The sequence below is a fragment of the Streptomyces zinciresistens K42 genome, assembly GCF_000225525.1.
GTDB lineage: Bacteria > Actinomycetota > Actinomycetes > Streptomycetales > Streptomycetaceae > Streptomyces > Streptomyces zinciresistens.
In genome coordinates, this window is sequence record NZ_AGBF01000023.1 from 29,970 (window position 1) to 44,304 (window position 14,335).

Annotated in this window: 14 protein-coding genes, 1 pseudogene and 1 riboswitch; of the genes and pseudogenes, 7 read left to right on the forward strand and 8 right to left on the reverse strand. The window is 71.6% G+C overall.

Annotated elements, in window-relative coordinates; all coding sequences use genetic code 11:
* Window positions 1-45: 45 nt before the first annotated feature.
* Window positions 46-1,182 carry a radical SAM family protein gene (locus SZN_RS10565; protein WP_007494098.1) on the reverse strand — a complete coding sequence of 379 codons (1,137 nt, stop codon included), beginning with the start codon at window positions 1,180-1,182 and terminating at the stop codon, window positions 46-48.
* A gap of 18 nt (window positions 1,183-1,200) precedes the next feature.
* A complete protein-coding gene (locus SZN_RS10570; RefSeq protein ID WP_007494100.1) occupies window positions 1,201-1,824 on the reverse strand; it encodes a Phenylacetic acid catabolic protein in 624 nt (207 codons plus the stop codon).
* A gap of 468 nt (window positions 1,825-2,292) precedes the next feature.
* On the opposite strand from SZN_RS10570, the gene SZN_RS10575 reads away from it, so the two are divergent.
* Window positions 2,293-2,778, forward strand: coding sequence for a PaaI family thioesterase (locus SZN_RS10575; RefSeq protein ID WP_007494102.1), 486 nt, complete (start codon window positions 2,293-2,295; stop codon window positions 2,776-2,778).
* Here SZN_RS10575 and SZN_RS10580 read toward each other — a convergent pair.
* A complete protein-coding gene (locus SZN_RS10580; RefSeq protein WP_279627015.1) occupies window positions 2,745-4,433 on the reverse strand; it encodes a polyketide synthase in 1,689 nt (562 codons plus the stop codon). The genes SZN_RS10575 and SZN_RS10580 overlap by 34 nt on opposite strands.
* A 111-nt stretch (window positions 4,434-4,544) precedes the next feature.
* Between SZN_RS10580 and SZN_RS10585 the strand changes: the two genes are divergently transcribed.
* Window positions 4,545-5,783 (forward strand): beta-ketoacyl-[acyl-carrier-protein] synthase family protein, encoded by a 1,239-nt coding sequence (locus tag SZN_RS10585; protein WP_086021359.1) that lies wholly within the window; start codon window positions 4,545-4,547, stop codon window positions 5,781-5,783.
* Between the two features lie 180 nt (window positions 5,784-5,963).
* Here the strand turns inward: SZN_RS10585 and SZN_RS10590 are convergent, their stop codons facing one another.
* Both SZN_RS10590 and SZN_RS41320 read right to left on the reverse strand, forming a co-directional pair.
* A complete protein-coding gene (locus SZN_RS10590; protein ID WP_007494105.1) occupies window positions 5,964-6,299 on the reverse strand; it encodes a hypothetical protein in 336 nt (111 codons plus the stop codon).
* A 208-nt stretch (window positions 6,300-6,507) separates the two neighbouring features.
* A complete protein-coding gene (locus SZN_RS41320) occupies window positions 6,508-6,645 on the reverse strand; it encodes a hypothetical protein (protein WP_167546298.1) in 138 nt (45 codons plus the stop codon).
* A gap of 69 nt (window positions 6,646-6,714) precedes the next feature.
* Between SZN_RS41320 and SZN_RS10595 the strand changes: the two genes are divergently transcribed.
* From SZN_RS10595 to dmpG, 4 genes are read left to right on the forward strand one after another with little or no spacing between them, the layout of a single operon-like run.
* Window positions 6,715-6,987, forward strand: a complete 273-nt coding sequence (locus SZN_RS10595) for a hypothetical protein (RefSeq protein ID WP_007494107.1) — start codon at window positions 6,715-6,717, stop codon at window positions 6,985-6,987.
* Complete coding sequence (locus tag SZN_RS10600; protein ID WP_043729809.1) at window positions 6,984-7,790, forward strand: 2-keto-4-pentenoate hydratase; 807 nt, start codon at window positions 6,984-6,986, stop codon at window positions 7,788-7,790. Before SZN_RS10595 ends, SZN_RS10600 begins: the two co-directional genes overlap by 4 nt.
* A complete protein-coding gene (locus SZN_RS10605; RefSeq protein WP_007494109.1) occupies window positions 7,787-8,731 on the forward strand; it encodes an acetaldehyde dehydrogenase (acetylating) in 945 nt (314 codons plus the stop codon). The genes SZN_RS10600 and SZN_RS10605 overlap by 4 nt, the downstream gene beginning before the upstream one ends.
* On the forward strand, window positions 8,728-9,747 hold the full coding sequence (gene dmpG, locus SZN_RS10610; protein WP_007494110.1) for a 4-hydroxy-2-oxovalerate aldolase: 1,020 nt from the start codon (window positions 8,728-8,730) through the stop codon (window positions 9,745-9,747). The genes SZN_RS10605 and dmpG overlap by 4 nt, the downstream gene beginning before the upstream one ends.
* A 573-nt stretch (window positions 9,748-10,320) precedes the next feature.
* On the opposite strand, the gene SZN_RS10615 is transcribed toward dmpG, so the two are convergent.
* Entirely contained in the window at window positions 10,321-11,511 is a 1,191-nt protein-coding gene (locus tag SZN_RS10615) for an MBL fold metallo-hydrolase (RefSeq protein ID WP_007494112.1), read from the reverse strand.
* 79 nt (window positions 11,512-11,590) lie between these two features.
* On the opposite strand from SZN_RS10615, the pseudogene SZN_RS42430 reads away from it, so the two are divergent.
* Window positions 11,591-11,752: pseudogene (locus tag SZN_RS42430) on the forward strand (TetR family transcriptional regulator); the annotation flags it as partial.
* Between the two features lie 146 nt (window positions 11,753-11,898).
* On the opposite strand, the gene SZN_RS10620 reads toward SZN_RS42430, so the two are convergent.
* Both SZN_RS10620 and SZN_RS10625 read right to left on the reverse strand, forming a co-directional pair.
* Window positions 11,899-12,684, reverse strand: coding sequence for an SGNH/GDSL hydrolase family protein (locus SZN_RS10620; protein ID WP_007494114.1), 786 nt, complete (start codon window positions 12,682-12,684; stop codon window positions 11,899-11,901).
* Window positions 12,685-13,023: 339 nt separating this feature from the next.
* On the reverse strand, window positions 13,024-13,974 hold the full coding sequence (locus tag SZN_RS10625; protein ID WP_007494116.1) for a M23 family metallopeptidase: 951 nt from the start codon (window positions 13,972-13,974) through the stop codon (window positions 13,024-13,026).
* 2 nt (window positions 13,975-13,976) lie between these two features.
* Window positions 13,977-14,145, reverse strand: a riboswitch (cyclic di-AMP (ydaO/yuaA leader).
* Window positions 14,146-14,335: the final 190 nt, after the last annotated feature.

Here is a 14,335-nt window from a genome sequence, read left to right on the forward strand (position 1 = left end):
GCCGTGCCGGGCGTCGAGAGCCGGTGAACCCTCCCGGTCACCGCATTAGGCGGGGAGGGTGCGGCGGGAGAAGTTCGGTGAGAAGCGCTGCGCCCAGTACCACTGGCGCCAGTAGCTCTCGGCGACCTCCAGCCAGGTCTCCAGCCGCTGCGTCGAGTCGAGGAACCAGTTCATGCTGACCAGCAGCCAGCTGTACACGCCCTGGCTGTCCCGGCACTCGGCGCAGTTCCCGGAGGTGCAGCAGAACTGGAGGGTCTTGAAGTCGGCGCCGTAGACGGCGAATCCCTCCAGTACCGGGTTGCCGTTGCGGACGCGGTCGGCGTGCTCGGGGAGGTCGACGCTGATGCTCGGGCACACCTCGTAGCCGAAGTGCCCGCCCCAGTGCGAGCGTCCGGTGATCAGTGCCTCGATCAGGTACGGGGGGCTGACCACGGTGTCCGGGTAGCGCTCCTGGACCCGCAACGCCTCGGCGAGGGTGCGCTGTTCGTTCTCCATGCGCAGCGGATGATCGGTGCCGTGCGCGCTGTAGAAGTTGAAGCTGACCTGGTTGCCGTTGTCCTGGACGGCGCGGACCGTCGGCTCGACGTACTCCAGGCCGTCCTCGTTGAGTGCGAGGACGAACGTCACGCGCCGGTCGTCGCGGTAGTGCCCGAGGGCGGTCTCGAACAGCCCGGTGAAGGCGGTGCCGTTGGGCCGGTGTGCGCGCAGCTGGTCGTCCAGCGGTCCGCCGCCGAACAGGCTGACCGCCACGCCCACGTTCTCGAACCCCGTCTTCGGCAGCGGGCGCAGTCCGTTGGAGGAGATGGTGATGTAGGGGATCTTCTCGATGAACGGCACGATGCGCTTCTGCACCAGGGTCGGCTCGCCGCCGATGAGCGTCGCCTGGGTGACTCCGTCGGCGACCAGTTTGTCGACGAACGCGTTGATGACGCCGAGATCGCCGGTCTCCGGGAGCGCGGTGTCGAAGCCGCCCTCGAAGTACCAGCAGCCCTTGCAGCGGATGTTGCAGGTGGTGGTGAGGTGTACTTCGCAGGCGCGCACGCGGCGTCCCATGTCGCGCAGGACCCGGAGCCGTTCGGCGAGGTCGGGGCGCTGGGCCAGCAGTTCGCGCAGCCTGGTCTTGGCCTCCAGCCGGCTGGGCGGCCGGGGTTGCGGTGGGGTGAGCCGTAAGTCCGTCTTCATGTCGGCGCCGCTCCCCGGTCAGACCGCGTAGGGCGGGTTCAGCCCGAGCGCGGTGATGCGCTCGGCCATGTCCGTGCGGTACTGCTCCAGCGCCTCGCCGTTGGTCGTGGCCCGCAGCCGGTAGCGGACGGCCAGCTTGGAGCGCTCGGAGTTCGGGTTGCCGAACACGCCCTCGAACGTCGGCCACAGCCGGTCGAGCGCGGCCTGGAGTTCGTCGGTGCGGCCTTCGGCCACCAGGTTGCGGCACACCCGGGCACCGTGGGCGATGTGGATCTTCTCGTCGATGATGATGGTTCTGACCGCGTCGGCCCACGGCTTGTAGCTGCTGTCGGCGAACTCCCGCAGCATCAGCAGCACCGCCGCCTCGCCGAAGTACGAGAAGATGCCGCGCTCGGCCCATGTGGTGCAGGTGTGCAGCCGGTCGTCGGCGAAGAGCCGGCGCTCGGCGAGCGTCTGGGACTCCATGTGGCTGGTGTCGACACCGATGTCGGCGAGGACCTTCTTGCCGATCTTGTAGTGGTCGTACTCCTCGGCCGCCCGCTCGGCGCAGACCTGCATCTCCTCGGCGTTCGGCGCCATCGGGAGGAACATCTGGACGTAGTCGTCGCCGCCGGAGATCTCACCCTCGGTGTTGATCGTCACCTGACTGATGAGAATTCTCTGATAGTCCTTGGGCATCCGTTTGAACTCTTCCGGAGTACGGACCACCACTTCTTCATCAGCAAAGACCGTTAATGCCACGCTCGCCCTCCCGTAAGTGAGTCAACGTCACGTCCGGCCCCCTGAGCAGGCAATGCCCAGTGCATCTGACGCATCGTCACTTCACATGGCCAGCTGCGGCGTTGACCGTATCCCAGCCATTCGGGAGCGTCAACACCTTGATGACGGCACCGGACGGGCGTATTCCGGAAAACCGGCGGCGGTCCCGCGAAACACCTGCTGGACACCGGCCGAATAGCCTGGCTACGCTGCGAATGCCCACGTGTGCGGGGCCCTTTGACGACGGCGACAACGGCCCGCACCGCCAATTACCCGGCCCGGTGAGGCGCGTTCCTGATCGGGAATGCCTTGTTCCCCTTTTTGAATTGGCGGTTGCCGGTGAGTGAGCAGGTGGCGGAATCCCGACCGACGCTGGAGCAGGCGGCGGCGGTGCTCGCCGAGTTGATCCCCGGCGACCACGGGCTGCGGGTGGTCGAGGTGCGGCCACCCCACCGGCTGGTGTGCGCCGCCGGTCCGGACGGACTGGAGTACGCGCTCGGCGGATCGGTGTCCGGGCCGACGCTCTTCAAGCTGGTCGACTACGCCGCGTTCCTGACCGTGAACGCCTGTGTGGGGAAGATGCGTTCAGCGGTCCTGGCGCAGGCGAGCATGAGCTTCCTCGAACCGGCCCAGCCCGGCGCGCTGCGGATCGCGGTCGACATCGTGCAGCTCAGCCTGCGGAGCGCGGTCACCGACGTCCGGGTGACCGACGGCCGCGACTGGCTGGTCGCGATGGCGTCGCTGCACTTCTCCCTGCCGACCCGGGCGGCACGGCGGGCGACCGGGCCGGACGACCCGGTGGCTCAACCGGTGGCGCCGATCGGCCGGACCGCGTAACTGCCGTGCTGCCACGGGTAGGTGGGCAGCGTGGCCACCGCGCGCCGCACCGCGGCGGGCGGCCGGGGCAGCGGCTGCGCCGGGTCGAGCACGGTCACCGCCGGATGCGGCTCCCCGGCGGCCACCGCGTGCAGGGCGGGGATCGCGGCCCCGGGCCGGTCCGCGTCCACCCATACGGTGTGCTCGTGCCGGGTGCGGCCGTGGCTCGCGGTGTAGGCGAACGCCGGGTAGCCGGCGGAGCCGGTCCCGGCCAGGTGCGCGGCGTAGCGGCCGGCCAGTGCGCGCAGCGCGCCGGGGGCGCGGGCGGACACGGCGAAGCCGGACACCGCGGGCCCCGGACGGGCATCCGCTCCCGCGTCCGGAGCCGCGTCCCGAGCCGCGTCCGACGCTACGTCCAAAGCCGCGTCCGGAGCGGGGGACAGCACGACGTACGCGTTGGTCCCGCTCATCCCGTAGGAGCTGACCGAGGCCCGGTCACCGGCGTCCGGCGGCCACGGCTCCTCCTGCCCGGTGATGGTGATGCCGGTGCCGGCCAGGTCGACACCGGGGTTGAGCCGGTCGAAGTGCGGCTGCCGGGGGATGCGGCGGTGGCGCAGGCACAGCGCGGCCTTGATCACGCCGAGGAGCCCGGCGGCCGCCTCGGTGTGTCCGAGGCACGCCTTGACCGATCCCACGTACAGCCGGCCGCCCGCGAGTGCGGTCTTGATCGCCTCAAGCTCGATCCGGTCGCCGAGTTGAGTGCCGGTGCCGTGCGCCTCGTGGTAGCCGATGTCGGTGGCGGACAGGGCGAGCGAGGTCAGGACGGAGGAGATCAGCCGGGTCTGCGCCCGCGGATTCGGGGCGGCGAAGGTGCTGGAGCGCCCGTCGTGGTTGATGGCGCTGCCGTCGACGACCGCGATGACGCGGTCGCCGTCGCGTACCGCGTCCGCCAGCCTCTTCAGTACGAGCGCGGCGCAGCCCTCGCCTCGGACGAAACCGTTCGCCCCGGCGTCGAACGGGCGGGACGCCCCCTCAGGCGAGAGCGCGCCGGTCTTGTCCAGGGCGAGCGTGGTCCACGGGGCGAGAACGAGGTTGACGCCGGCCGCGACCGCGGTGTCGCAGTCCCCGGCGGCCAGCGATCGGCAGGCCGTGTGCAGCGCCACCAGCGACGAGGAACAGGCGGTGTCGATTGCGAACGCCGGACCCTGGAGGTCGAGGGTGTGGGAAATACGGCCGGCCGCGAAGCTGTGCCCGTTGCCGGCCGTCCAGTGGGCACTCGGTTCACCGGTGAACCAGCGCCGGTAATCCTGGCCGCTGACGCCGACGAAAACCCCCGCGGCCGGCGCGACGTCGGCCGGCACAATGGCGGCGTCCTCGAACGCCTCCCAGACGACCTCCAGCAGAAGCCGCTGCTGCGGGTCGACGACTCGCGCCTCACGTGGGGAAACCTGGAAGAAGCCGGCGTCGAAGTCGAACGCGCCGGAGAGGTATCCGCCGCGGGTCACCATGCCGTCCCATTCGGCACCGAAGACGGCCCTGCGCTCCTGCGGCAACTCGGTGACGAGGTCGGTGCCGTTCCTGACGGCTTCCCAGTACGCGTCGACGTCCGCCACTCCACGAGGCGCACGCAGACTCATCCCGACAATTGCCACGCGCTTTTCGTCATCATCCTGCACGCCTCCCTACTCTGACACCCGTCCGTAATCCGTGTCCAGACTTCTGCGGCACCTTGCAGGAACTGGCAGACCGTATTGTTCACGCGGTCCCCGGACAGTATTGTGAGCATGATGCGCAACGATGTTGTGATAACAGGCATAGGGGCCGTCACCCCGGTCGGAAACGATCGGGAGAGCAGTTGGGAAGCAATGCTGGCGGGCCGGTCGGGCATCGCACGGATCACTGCTTTCGACCCGACCGGAATGGCCACTCAAATCGCCGGGGAAGTATGGGGTTTCCAGCCGTCCGACCATTTCGACGCCAAGCGCTCCCGGCGCATTTCGCGGTTCACCGCGTTTGCAGTCGTGGCCGCCCGCGAAGCGGTGGCCGACGCGAAACTCCGCATCGACGACGACAACCGGGACCGGGTCGGAATCGTGGTGAACGCGGCCGTCGCGGGCTTCGACACCATCGAGGCCGCCACCCGGCGGGTGGTCGCCGAGGCCGACCCGAGCGCCTACTTCGTGCCGTACTCGCTTGCGAACATGCCCAGTTGCGAGGTGGCGATCGACCTCGGCGTGCACGGCCCGGTCAACGCCAACGCGCTGGCCTGCGCGAGCGGCCTGTACGCGCTGCTGGACGCGCGGCGCCTCATCCTCGCCGGCGAGGCGGACGTGGTGATCTGCGGCGGCACCGACTCCGCGATCGCGCCGGTGTTCATCACCGGGATGGCCGCCATGGGCGCGCTGTCGCGGAACAACGACGACCCGGCCGGGGCGAGCCGCCCGTTCGACGCCGACCGGGACGGTTTCGTGCTCGGCGAGGGCGCGGTGGTCATGGTCCTCGAATCGGCCGAGCACGCCCGCAGGCGCGGCGCCACCGCGTACGCCGCCGTCAGCGGTGGCGCGTTGACCTGTGACGCCTTCCACGTCAGCGCGCCGTCCCCGACCGGCGCGTACACGACGGCCGCGATCAGCACGGCGGTCGGGCGCGCGGGCGTCTCCCCGGACGAGATCGACTACGTGTGCGCGCACGGCACGTCCACCAAGGCCAACGACTCCACCGAGAGCAGAGCCCTGCGCACCGCGCTCGGCCCGGCGGCGGACCGGATCGCGGTGAGCAGTCCGAAGTCGACCGCCGGTCATCTGCTCGCGGGCGCCGGCGCGTTGAGCGCGATGGTGTGCGCGCTGTCCATCCGGGACGGCGCCGTTCCCCCCACCATCAATCTGGACACCCCCGACCCGGAGTGCGACCTGGACCATGTGGCCCACGTCGCGCGCCGGCTGCCGGTGCGGACCGCCATGGCGAACGCCTTCGGCTTCGGCGGGCAGAACTGCGTCGCCGTGTTCACCGCCCCCGACGAGCCCTGACGACTGCCACGGCCTGGGCGCCGGGAGCGGCCGGGCGGGCCGGCGCACTCCGCCGACCGGCCGGGACGACACGCGCGGTCCCGTACGCCGATCGCGCTGCGTCCCCCGCACGCCGCTCCCGCCGCACGCGCCGAACGCGCCGCTCCCGCCGAACGCGCCGCGGAGCGTCGTCCTTCCCGCTCAGCGGCCTGAGATGACGTTCGCGACGCGTGCGAGCAGAGCCGTTCGGCTGCCGCCCCGGCTCTCGACTCGGTCGGCTTCCCGGTACGCCGCGTAGATTCCGCCGTCCAGCAGCCCGCCCTCGGTGTCGACGAGCCCGGAGACACCGAGAGTGGGGGCCAGGTCTGCCGGGCGCCGCAGGGCTCCCCGCGGGGCCGGGGTGGCCGCGCCCCGGGGTTCGCTCGTCGAGGTCATGGCGCCGGGCGACAGCAGCAGGTCGGGGCAGTTCCATCCGTTGTTCCACAGAGCGGGACACCTGCTGTCGCCGGGTGGGAGGGTGGGCGAGCGTGACGGCATGCTTGCTGCAACCGCCGTCTCCCGGAGCCCGAGCGACCCGCTGACCGGGCTCGTACCCGGGGACGTAGCCAAACCCGAACCGAAGCCCGGCCGGTCCCTGGTCCGTGTGGTCGCCACGTCGCTGAAGTCACTGCGTCCGGGGGGCACGGTCGTCGTCGCCGGAGCCACCTTCGGGTACCGATCCGGGCGCCGACCTGGGCCGGGTCTTCTACCTCCAGCAGCGCATCCTGGGCTGCACCCGCGGCGAACCGGTGTCCCTGCTGAAGCCGATGGAGGCCACCGGTGTACGTCCGGTCATCGACCGGACGCTGCCGCTGACGGAGATCCACAGGGGTTTCCAGCTCATGACCGACGGGCTGCCGACCGGAAAGCCCGTCCTTCACCCGACCGATTCCCCCTCGGCGAGGAGCACCGCATGACCGCCGCAGTCGTAGGCCCCTCCCGGTCGCCGCTCACCGGCGCCAACGACCCCGCGCCGGACGCGGTCGCCGCCGTCGACGCCTGGAGCACCGAGTGGATGGGTGCCGAGGGCGGGGGCTCCGCGCACGAGGTGCGCACCTGGGTCGCGGCGTTCGCCTCCCTCGCCGCCGTCGGAGACTACCGGTTCACCTCCCGCTCCTACCGGCCGATCCCGCAGTGGATCGCCGGGTTCGCCGTGGTGACCGCGCAGTCGGGGGCGGGCCGATGACGACGCCCGATCGCGACGTGCCGGTCGTGGAGGCCGCGGCCAGGCTGGCCGCCGCCACCGAGAGCGGCACCCCCTGCGCCCCGGTGCGGGACCTGCTGGGCGCGGGCGACGTCGGCGCGGCATACCGGGTGCAGCGCATGCTCGTGGACCGGCGGCTCGGCGCCGGCGCGCGTGTCACCGGCCGCAAGATCGGACTCACCTCACCCGCGGTCCAGCGGCAACTCGGCGTCGACCAGCCTGATTTCGGTGTTCTCCTCGACGACATGGACTACTCCGGTCGTGCGGTACCCGCCGGGCTGCTGCTGCAGCCCAAGGCGGAGGCCGAGATCGCGTTCGTCCTCGGCGCCGACCTCGACACGGACGACCCGTCGCCGGCGCGGGTGCGCGCCGCGGTCGCGTACGCGGCGGCGGCACTGGAGATCGTGGACAGCCGTGTCGCGGGCTGGGACATCACCCTGGTGGACACGGTCGCGGACAACGCCTCCTGCGGTCTGTACGTCCTCGGGGACGGGCATGTCACCCTCGACGGCTTCGAGCCCCGTGAGACGACGATGCGTCTGCACGTCAACGGCGCTCCCGTCTCCGAGGGGACCGGCAGCGCCTGCCTGGGTGACCCGCTCAACGCTCTGCTGTGGCTGGCCCGTACCGCGTACGCCTTCGGTGACCCGCTGAAGGCCGGACAGGTCGTGCTGTCCGGGGCGCTCGGCCCGATGGCGGCGGTAGCCCCCGGCGACCGCGTCCACGCCGAGATCTCCGGCCTGGGAACCGTGTCCGCCACCTTCCTCGAAAAGGACTGCGCATGACCAGGACCAAGGTCGCCGTCATCGGTTCCGGCAACATCGGGACCGACCTGATGATCAAGATCCTCCGTACGTCGGACACGCTCGAGATGGCGGCCCTCGTCGGCATCGACCCCGAGTCCGACGGGCTCGCCCGCGCCCGCCGCCTGGGCGTTCCCGTCACCTCCGACGGCGTCGACGGTCTGATCGCCCTCGACGGCTTCTCCGGTATCGACATCGTCTTCGACGCCACCTCCGCCAAGGCGCACCGGGCCAACGCCGCGCGGCTCGCGCCGTACGGCAAGAGGCTGATCGACCTCACGCCGGCGGCCATCGGGCCGTTCGTCGTCCCGGCGGTCAACCTCGACGCCCATCTCGCGTCCGGCAACGTCAACATGGTGACCTGCGGCGGCCAGGCCACCATCCCGGTCGTGCACGCCGTGGCCCGGACGACCGCTGTGCCGTACGCGGAGATCGTCGCGTCCATCGCCTCGAAGTCCGCCGGACCCGGTACCCGCGCGAACCTCGACGAGTTCACGGAGACCACCGCGTCCGCCGTCGAGGCGGTCGGCGGCGCCGCCCGGGGGAAGGCCGTCATCGTCCTCAACCCGGCCGAACCACCGCTGATCATGCGCGACACCGTGTTCTGCCTCATCGGTGACGCCGACCACGACGCGATCCGCGCCTCGGTCGCCGACGTCGTCGCCGAGGTCGCCGAGTACGTGCCCGGGTACCGCCTCAAGCAGGAGGTGCAGTTCACCCCGGTGGCCGCGGACGAGCCCGTGCACACCCTGGTGCCGGACGGCTCCGCCCCGGTCACCACTCGGGTGTCGGTGTTCCTCGAGGTGGAGGGCGCCGCCCACTACCTCCCCGCCTACGCCGGCAACCTCGACATCATGACGTCGGCCGCGCTGCGCACCGGCGAACGCATTGCCCAGCACGCACGCCAGGAGGCCCGGGGATGACCGTCAACCTCTACATCCAGGACGTCACCCTGCGCGACGGCATGCACGCCGTGCGCCACCGGATGGAGCCGGCCGACGTCGCCCGGATCGCGGCCGCGCTCGACGCGGCCGGCGTCAACGCCGTCGAGGTCGCCCACGGCGACGGCCTGACAGGCGGCTCCCTCAACTACGGCCCCGGCAGCCACACCGACTGGGAGTGGATCGAGGCCGCCGCGTCCGTCCTGCGCAACGCGACCATCACCACGCTGCTGCTCCCCGGCATCGGCACCATCGCGGACCTTCGGCACGCCTACTCCCTCGGAGTGCGCTCCGTACGGATCGCGACCCACTGCACCGAGGCCGACGTGTCCGCCCAGCACATCGCCGCCGCACGGGAGTTGGGGATGGACGTGTCCGGCTTCCTCATGCTCAGCCACATGGCCGACGCCCCGGAGCTGGCGCGGCAGGCACAGCTCATGGAGTCCTACGGCGCGCACTGCGTGTACGTCACCGACTCCGGCGGGCGCCTGACGATGGACGGGGTCCGCGACCGGGTCCGCGCCTACCGTGACGTCCTCTCCCCCGAGACGCAGATCGGCATCCACGCCCACGAGAACCTGTCGCTGGCCGTGGCCAACTCGGTCGTCGCCGTGGAGGAGGGAGTCAACCGGGTCGACGCTTCACTCGCCGGACACGGCGCGGGAGCGGGCAACTGCCCCATCGAGCCGTTCATCGCCGTGGCGAATCTCCATGAGTGGAAGCACGGCTGCGATCTGTTCGCCCTCCAGGACGCCGCCGACGACATCGTCCGCCCGCTCCAGGACCGTCCGGTGCGGGTCGACCGGGAGACGCTGACCCTGGGGTACGCGGGCGTCTACTCGAGCTTCCTCCGCCATGCCGAGGCCGCGGCACTGCGGTACGGCGTGGACGTCCGGAGCATTCTGCTGGAGGTCGGGCGCCGCCGACTGGTCGGCGGGCAGGAGGACATGATCGTCGACATCGCGCTCGATCTGCTGGGGAGCGGGTCGGACCGCTGAACCCAGGCCGTGTCCGTCCCCGCCTTCGGAAGGCGGGGACGGACACGGACAGCGCACCTGCTCCCGCGCCGGGGTCCGGGAGGTGCCGGTCATGCCGTGCGGGCGGATGCCGCCCCCCGGCGACGCGGCTGGCCTGCCGCCCAGGCTTCGTGCGCTTCCCCGGCGACACGCCCCACCGGCACGTCTGCCTGAGCGAACGAGTGGTGGCACACATGGTCACCACCGTCCCGCAGGTGCGCCAGTTCGGCCCAACCGTCACCAAGGGCGGGCACACGGACGCACGGTGACCCGACCGCACCGAACCGGGCCGAGCGCCGAACCGGACCGAGCACCGACCGGGTTCCGCCGGACGGGCCGCGTCCGGTCCGCGGGCGCGGCCCGGCGGTCCGCGGTACGTGTCCGGGCGACGAACGGGTGCGGTCCCCGCCGTGTCGGCGGGGGCTGAACCTGCGCGACACGGCTCGAACGCCCGCGTCGAGCGCGCCGCCCGGCGAACGCGCCAGAGGGTCCCGCTCCCCGCCGCGGCACGCGCCGGAGGGCGCGCACCCCGACCGGGTTCGTCCGCGTCCGCCGTCAGCGGTCGCCCGCGAGGCCCAGATCGTGCTTGGCCCCGGCGGCGGGCCGCGCCGGCCCGGGACGGCGCCAGGGGTGCGCGACCGGACCCGCGACCGCCCGCCACCACGCCTCCGACGGGAGAGTCCCCGCCGGCTCGAACGGCTCACCCGGACGGGGGAACGCCACCGCCTGGCCGGCCTCCTCCGCCGCGTCCCTCATCCACTCCCCCGGCTCCGCCCACGCGTGCGGCGCCAGGTTGAACGTCCCCCAGTGGATCGGCAGCAGGACACCGCCCGGACCGCCGCCCTGGAGGTCCAGATGGGCGCGCACCCCCTCGTCGGGCTTCATGTGGATGTCGGGCCAGAAGTCCGAGTAGGCGCCGACCTGGATCATCGTGGCGTCGAACGGGCCGTGGTCCGCGCCGATGTCGCGGAAGCCGTCGAAGTAGCCGGTGTCCCCGCTGTGGTAGATCCGGTGCCGCTCGCAGGCCACGACCCAGGACGCCCAGAGCGTGTGCTGGGTGTTGCGCAGTCCGCGGCCGCAGAAGTGGCGGGCGGGGGTGGCGGTCAGGGAGAGTCCGCCGATCTTCGCCGTCTCGTGCCAGTCCAGCTCGCGCAGGCGGTCGGCGCCGACGCCCCAGTGTTCGAGGTGGGCCCCGACGCCGAGCGGCACGGCGAACAGGGTGTCCGACCCGGCCAGCGCCTTGATCGTGGGCATGTCGAGGTGGTCGTAGTGGTCGTGCGAGATGACGACGGCATCGACCGGGCCGAGCGCGGCGACCGGCAGCGGGGCCGGGTGCAGCCGCTTGGGCCCGGCGAACGGGAACGGTGAGCAGCGCTCGCCCCAGACCGGGTCGAAGAGCACCCGGTGGCCGTCGATCTCCGCGAGCACGCCGGAGTGGCCCATCCAGGTCAGCCGCAGGCCGCTGACCGGCGGCTTCGCCAGATCGGCGTAGGTGGTCGGATGCACCGGGACGGTGCCCCTCGGGGTGCGGCGGGGCCGCGTGTCCCTGTCGAAGAAGACCTTGGCGAACTCCAGCATCGAACCGGAGGGTCTGGTGCGCGCGGCACCGCCCGGGTTCTGGAAGACCCCGTCACGGAAGTGCGGTGACCTGCGGATGCGCTCCAGGCGCTGCCCGCTCGGGTCCACGCCGAAGGCCGCGGGACGCGGGACGCCGACCCCGGCGCTCGGGAGACGGAAACCGGCCACGGTACCTCCAGGTAATGGGCGAGACTTCCATTATGGTCGGCCGCACCGACAGTCCGGGTGCGGCGCTGCTCCGGCGGCCCCGGACGTCACTGCTCCGGCGGCCCTCCTCGACGGGCTCGCCGCGCAGCTGACGTCGTACCCGGGCGCGGTCTCGCGCGCGCGGGCCCAGCAGTGGGCGGACGAGGCGCTGGCCCGGGAACTGGAGGTACGGCGGGAGGCGTTGACGGCCGCCGTACGGTGAACGCGCGGTGAGCGACCCGCCCACCGCGGATCGCGCTCGCCCCCGTACGCCGCCGGTCGCGGTCACGTCCGTTCGGCACCGGTCGCGCTCACGCCCGTACGCCGCCGGTCGGGCTCTCGTCCGTGACGCCACCGACGACGGCAGTCTCAGGCCACCGCCGCGATCCGCGTCCTGATGTCGCCCGGACTCAGCGCGCCCTTGGCCCTCACCTGGTCGCCCGACGACTCGCCGCGCAGCCGCCGTCCGATCCACGGCACCAGGTACTCGCGCGCCCAGTGGACGTCGTCCCGCCGGATCTCCAGCGTGCCGCGGGGCGGCAGTGCGGGCCACGGCTGGTCGGGGTCGGCCGGGGTCTCCAGTCCGAGGACCTGGCCCGCGCGCAGCGCCACGCGCGTGTGCCCCTCGGGAGACAGATGGAGCCGGTCGCCGTCCCACGCGCGGCGGTCCTGGACGGTCTTCAGGGACCACAGGTCGAGCACCGGGCACCCGTACCGGTCGGCGACGGCCCGTACATGGCCGTTGTAGGTGGCGATCCTGCCGCGCAGGTGCTTCAGCAGCGGTACGCCCCGGGTGTCGAAGCCGGTCGTCACCATGACGGTGCCGACGGCCGCGGTGAGCGTGGCGATCGCCCGCTCGAAGCGTTCGGCGACCTCGTCGGGGTCGGTGCCGGGGCGGATGATGTCGTTGCCGCCGGCACAGAACGAGACCATGTCCGGGGCGAGTTCGAGGGCCCTGGGCAGCTGGTCCGCCACGATCTGGTCGAGCAGTTTCCCCCGCACGGCGAGGTTGGTGTACGTGAAGTCGCCCTCGGGGCGCCGGTCGGCGAGGAGGACCGCGAAACGGTCGGCCCAGCCGACGAACGCGCCGTCGGGGCCCGGATCGCCTACGCCCTCGGTGAAGCTGTCCCCCACCGCGACGTACGACCCGATCACTGATCTGTTGTCACTCTTCGAATCGTCTGTCACAACGGCACATGATTCACCTTCGAATGTGACCTACGCGACCGTAGGAAAGGGTTGACGGGCGGTGAGATAAGCCACTGCCAAAGTGTTCACCAAACCCGGAATAACGTTCCGGCACGGCGCGTTGGGCGCCGCCACCGCAATCCCCGGCCGGGAATCCGCATACGGCCCCGAGCCCGCGCACGAGCACGAATGCGGGCACGAGTACGAGCACGTGCGGGAAAGGCCGAAGGCCGGACCCGGGGATCGGGGTCCGGCCTTCGGCCGCGTGTCAGGCAGGTGGTGCGGGTCGCGCGCGCGGGCGGGCCGTCAGCCGATGGAGACGCCCTTGGAGCGGAGGTAGGCGACCGGGTCCACGTCCGAGCCGTAGTTCGGGGTGGTGCGGATCTCCAGGTGCAGGTGCGGGCCGGTCACGTTGCCGGTCGCGCCCGAGAGGCCGAGCTGCTGGCCCGCGGTCACCGTCTGGCCGCTGGAGACGGCCAGCGAGGACATGTGGGCGTACTGGGCGTAGTAGCCGTCGGCGAGCCGGATGATGATCTGGTTGCCGTACGGGCCGGCCCAGCCGGCCGAGACGACGGTGCCCGAGCCGACGGCCTTGAGGGGCGTGCCCATCGGGGCGGTGAAGTCGGCTCCGGTGTGGTAGCCGCTCGACCACATGCTGCCCGGCACCTTGTAGTTGGTGCCGACCGACGCGGAGTCCGTCGGAGCGGAGAAGCCGCTCGCCGTGGCGGCGCTCGCGGCCTTGGCGACGGTCTTCCGGGGAGCCGTCTTCTCGGGGGCGGTCTCCTGATGGGCCTTCGCGGACGGCTTGGCCGCCGAAGAAGGCGTCGCGGCGGACGGCTTGGAGCTCTCCGCGTGGGCCTTCTTGCCGCCGAGGACGAGCTTCAGGCCCGGGTGGATCAGAGCGGGGTCCGAGCCGACGGCGTCGCGGTTGTCGCTGTAGAGCTTCTGCCAGCCGCCGCTGACGTTCTGCTCGTCGGCGATCTTGGCGAGGTAGTCCCCGGCCTTCACCGAATAGGAGCGCACGCCGGTCTTCTTCGCGGCGGTCTGCCGCTCACCGGTCTTCTTCTCGACGGCCTTCTTCGCGGAGACCGGAGCGGACTGCACGGCCTTCTCGGTGACGGGCTGCGCGGGAGCGGCGAAGGCTCCGGTGGCCCCCATGAGCGGGAGGGCGAGAGCGGCGCCACCGGTTCCGGCGACGGCTATGGAACGGGTGAAGCGCAGGGACTTCGGACGGCGGTGCTTACCCTTCGCGGGCATGGCTTTTTCCTCTCCGGTGCCTGCGAGGTGAGCTGTCGGGTGCGAGCTGGAGATGCCCGGCCGCGCCGAGGCGCGACTTAACCCCAAGCCTGTTCCGGAGACCGGAACAGGCGGTGGTGCCTGTGGGTCCCCCGCTCCTGCCGTGCACGGGTGAGTTGGCGCGGGATCCGGTCGGCGGCAGGATTCGGCGTCCGTCCGGATTGGTGGCGAACGTAAGCGAGGAGGACGCACCGGAACAAGTGACGGGTTCCGTCCGAATGCGTTCCCGTTGATCCCTTGCGGGAATTCCCGGTCACCCTGAGTGAATTCCAGGAGTCCACACGCCTCGAAACCCCATGAGAACCATACGAATTGCGTGGAC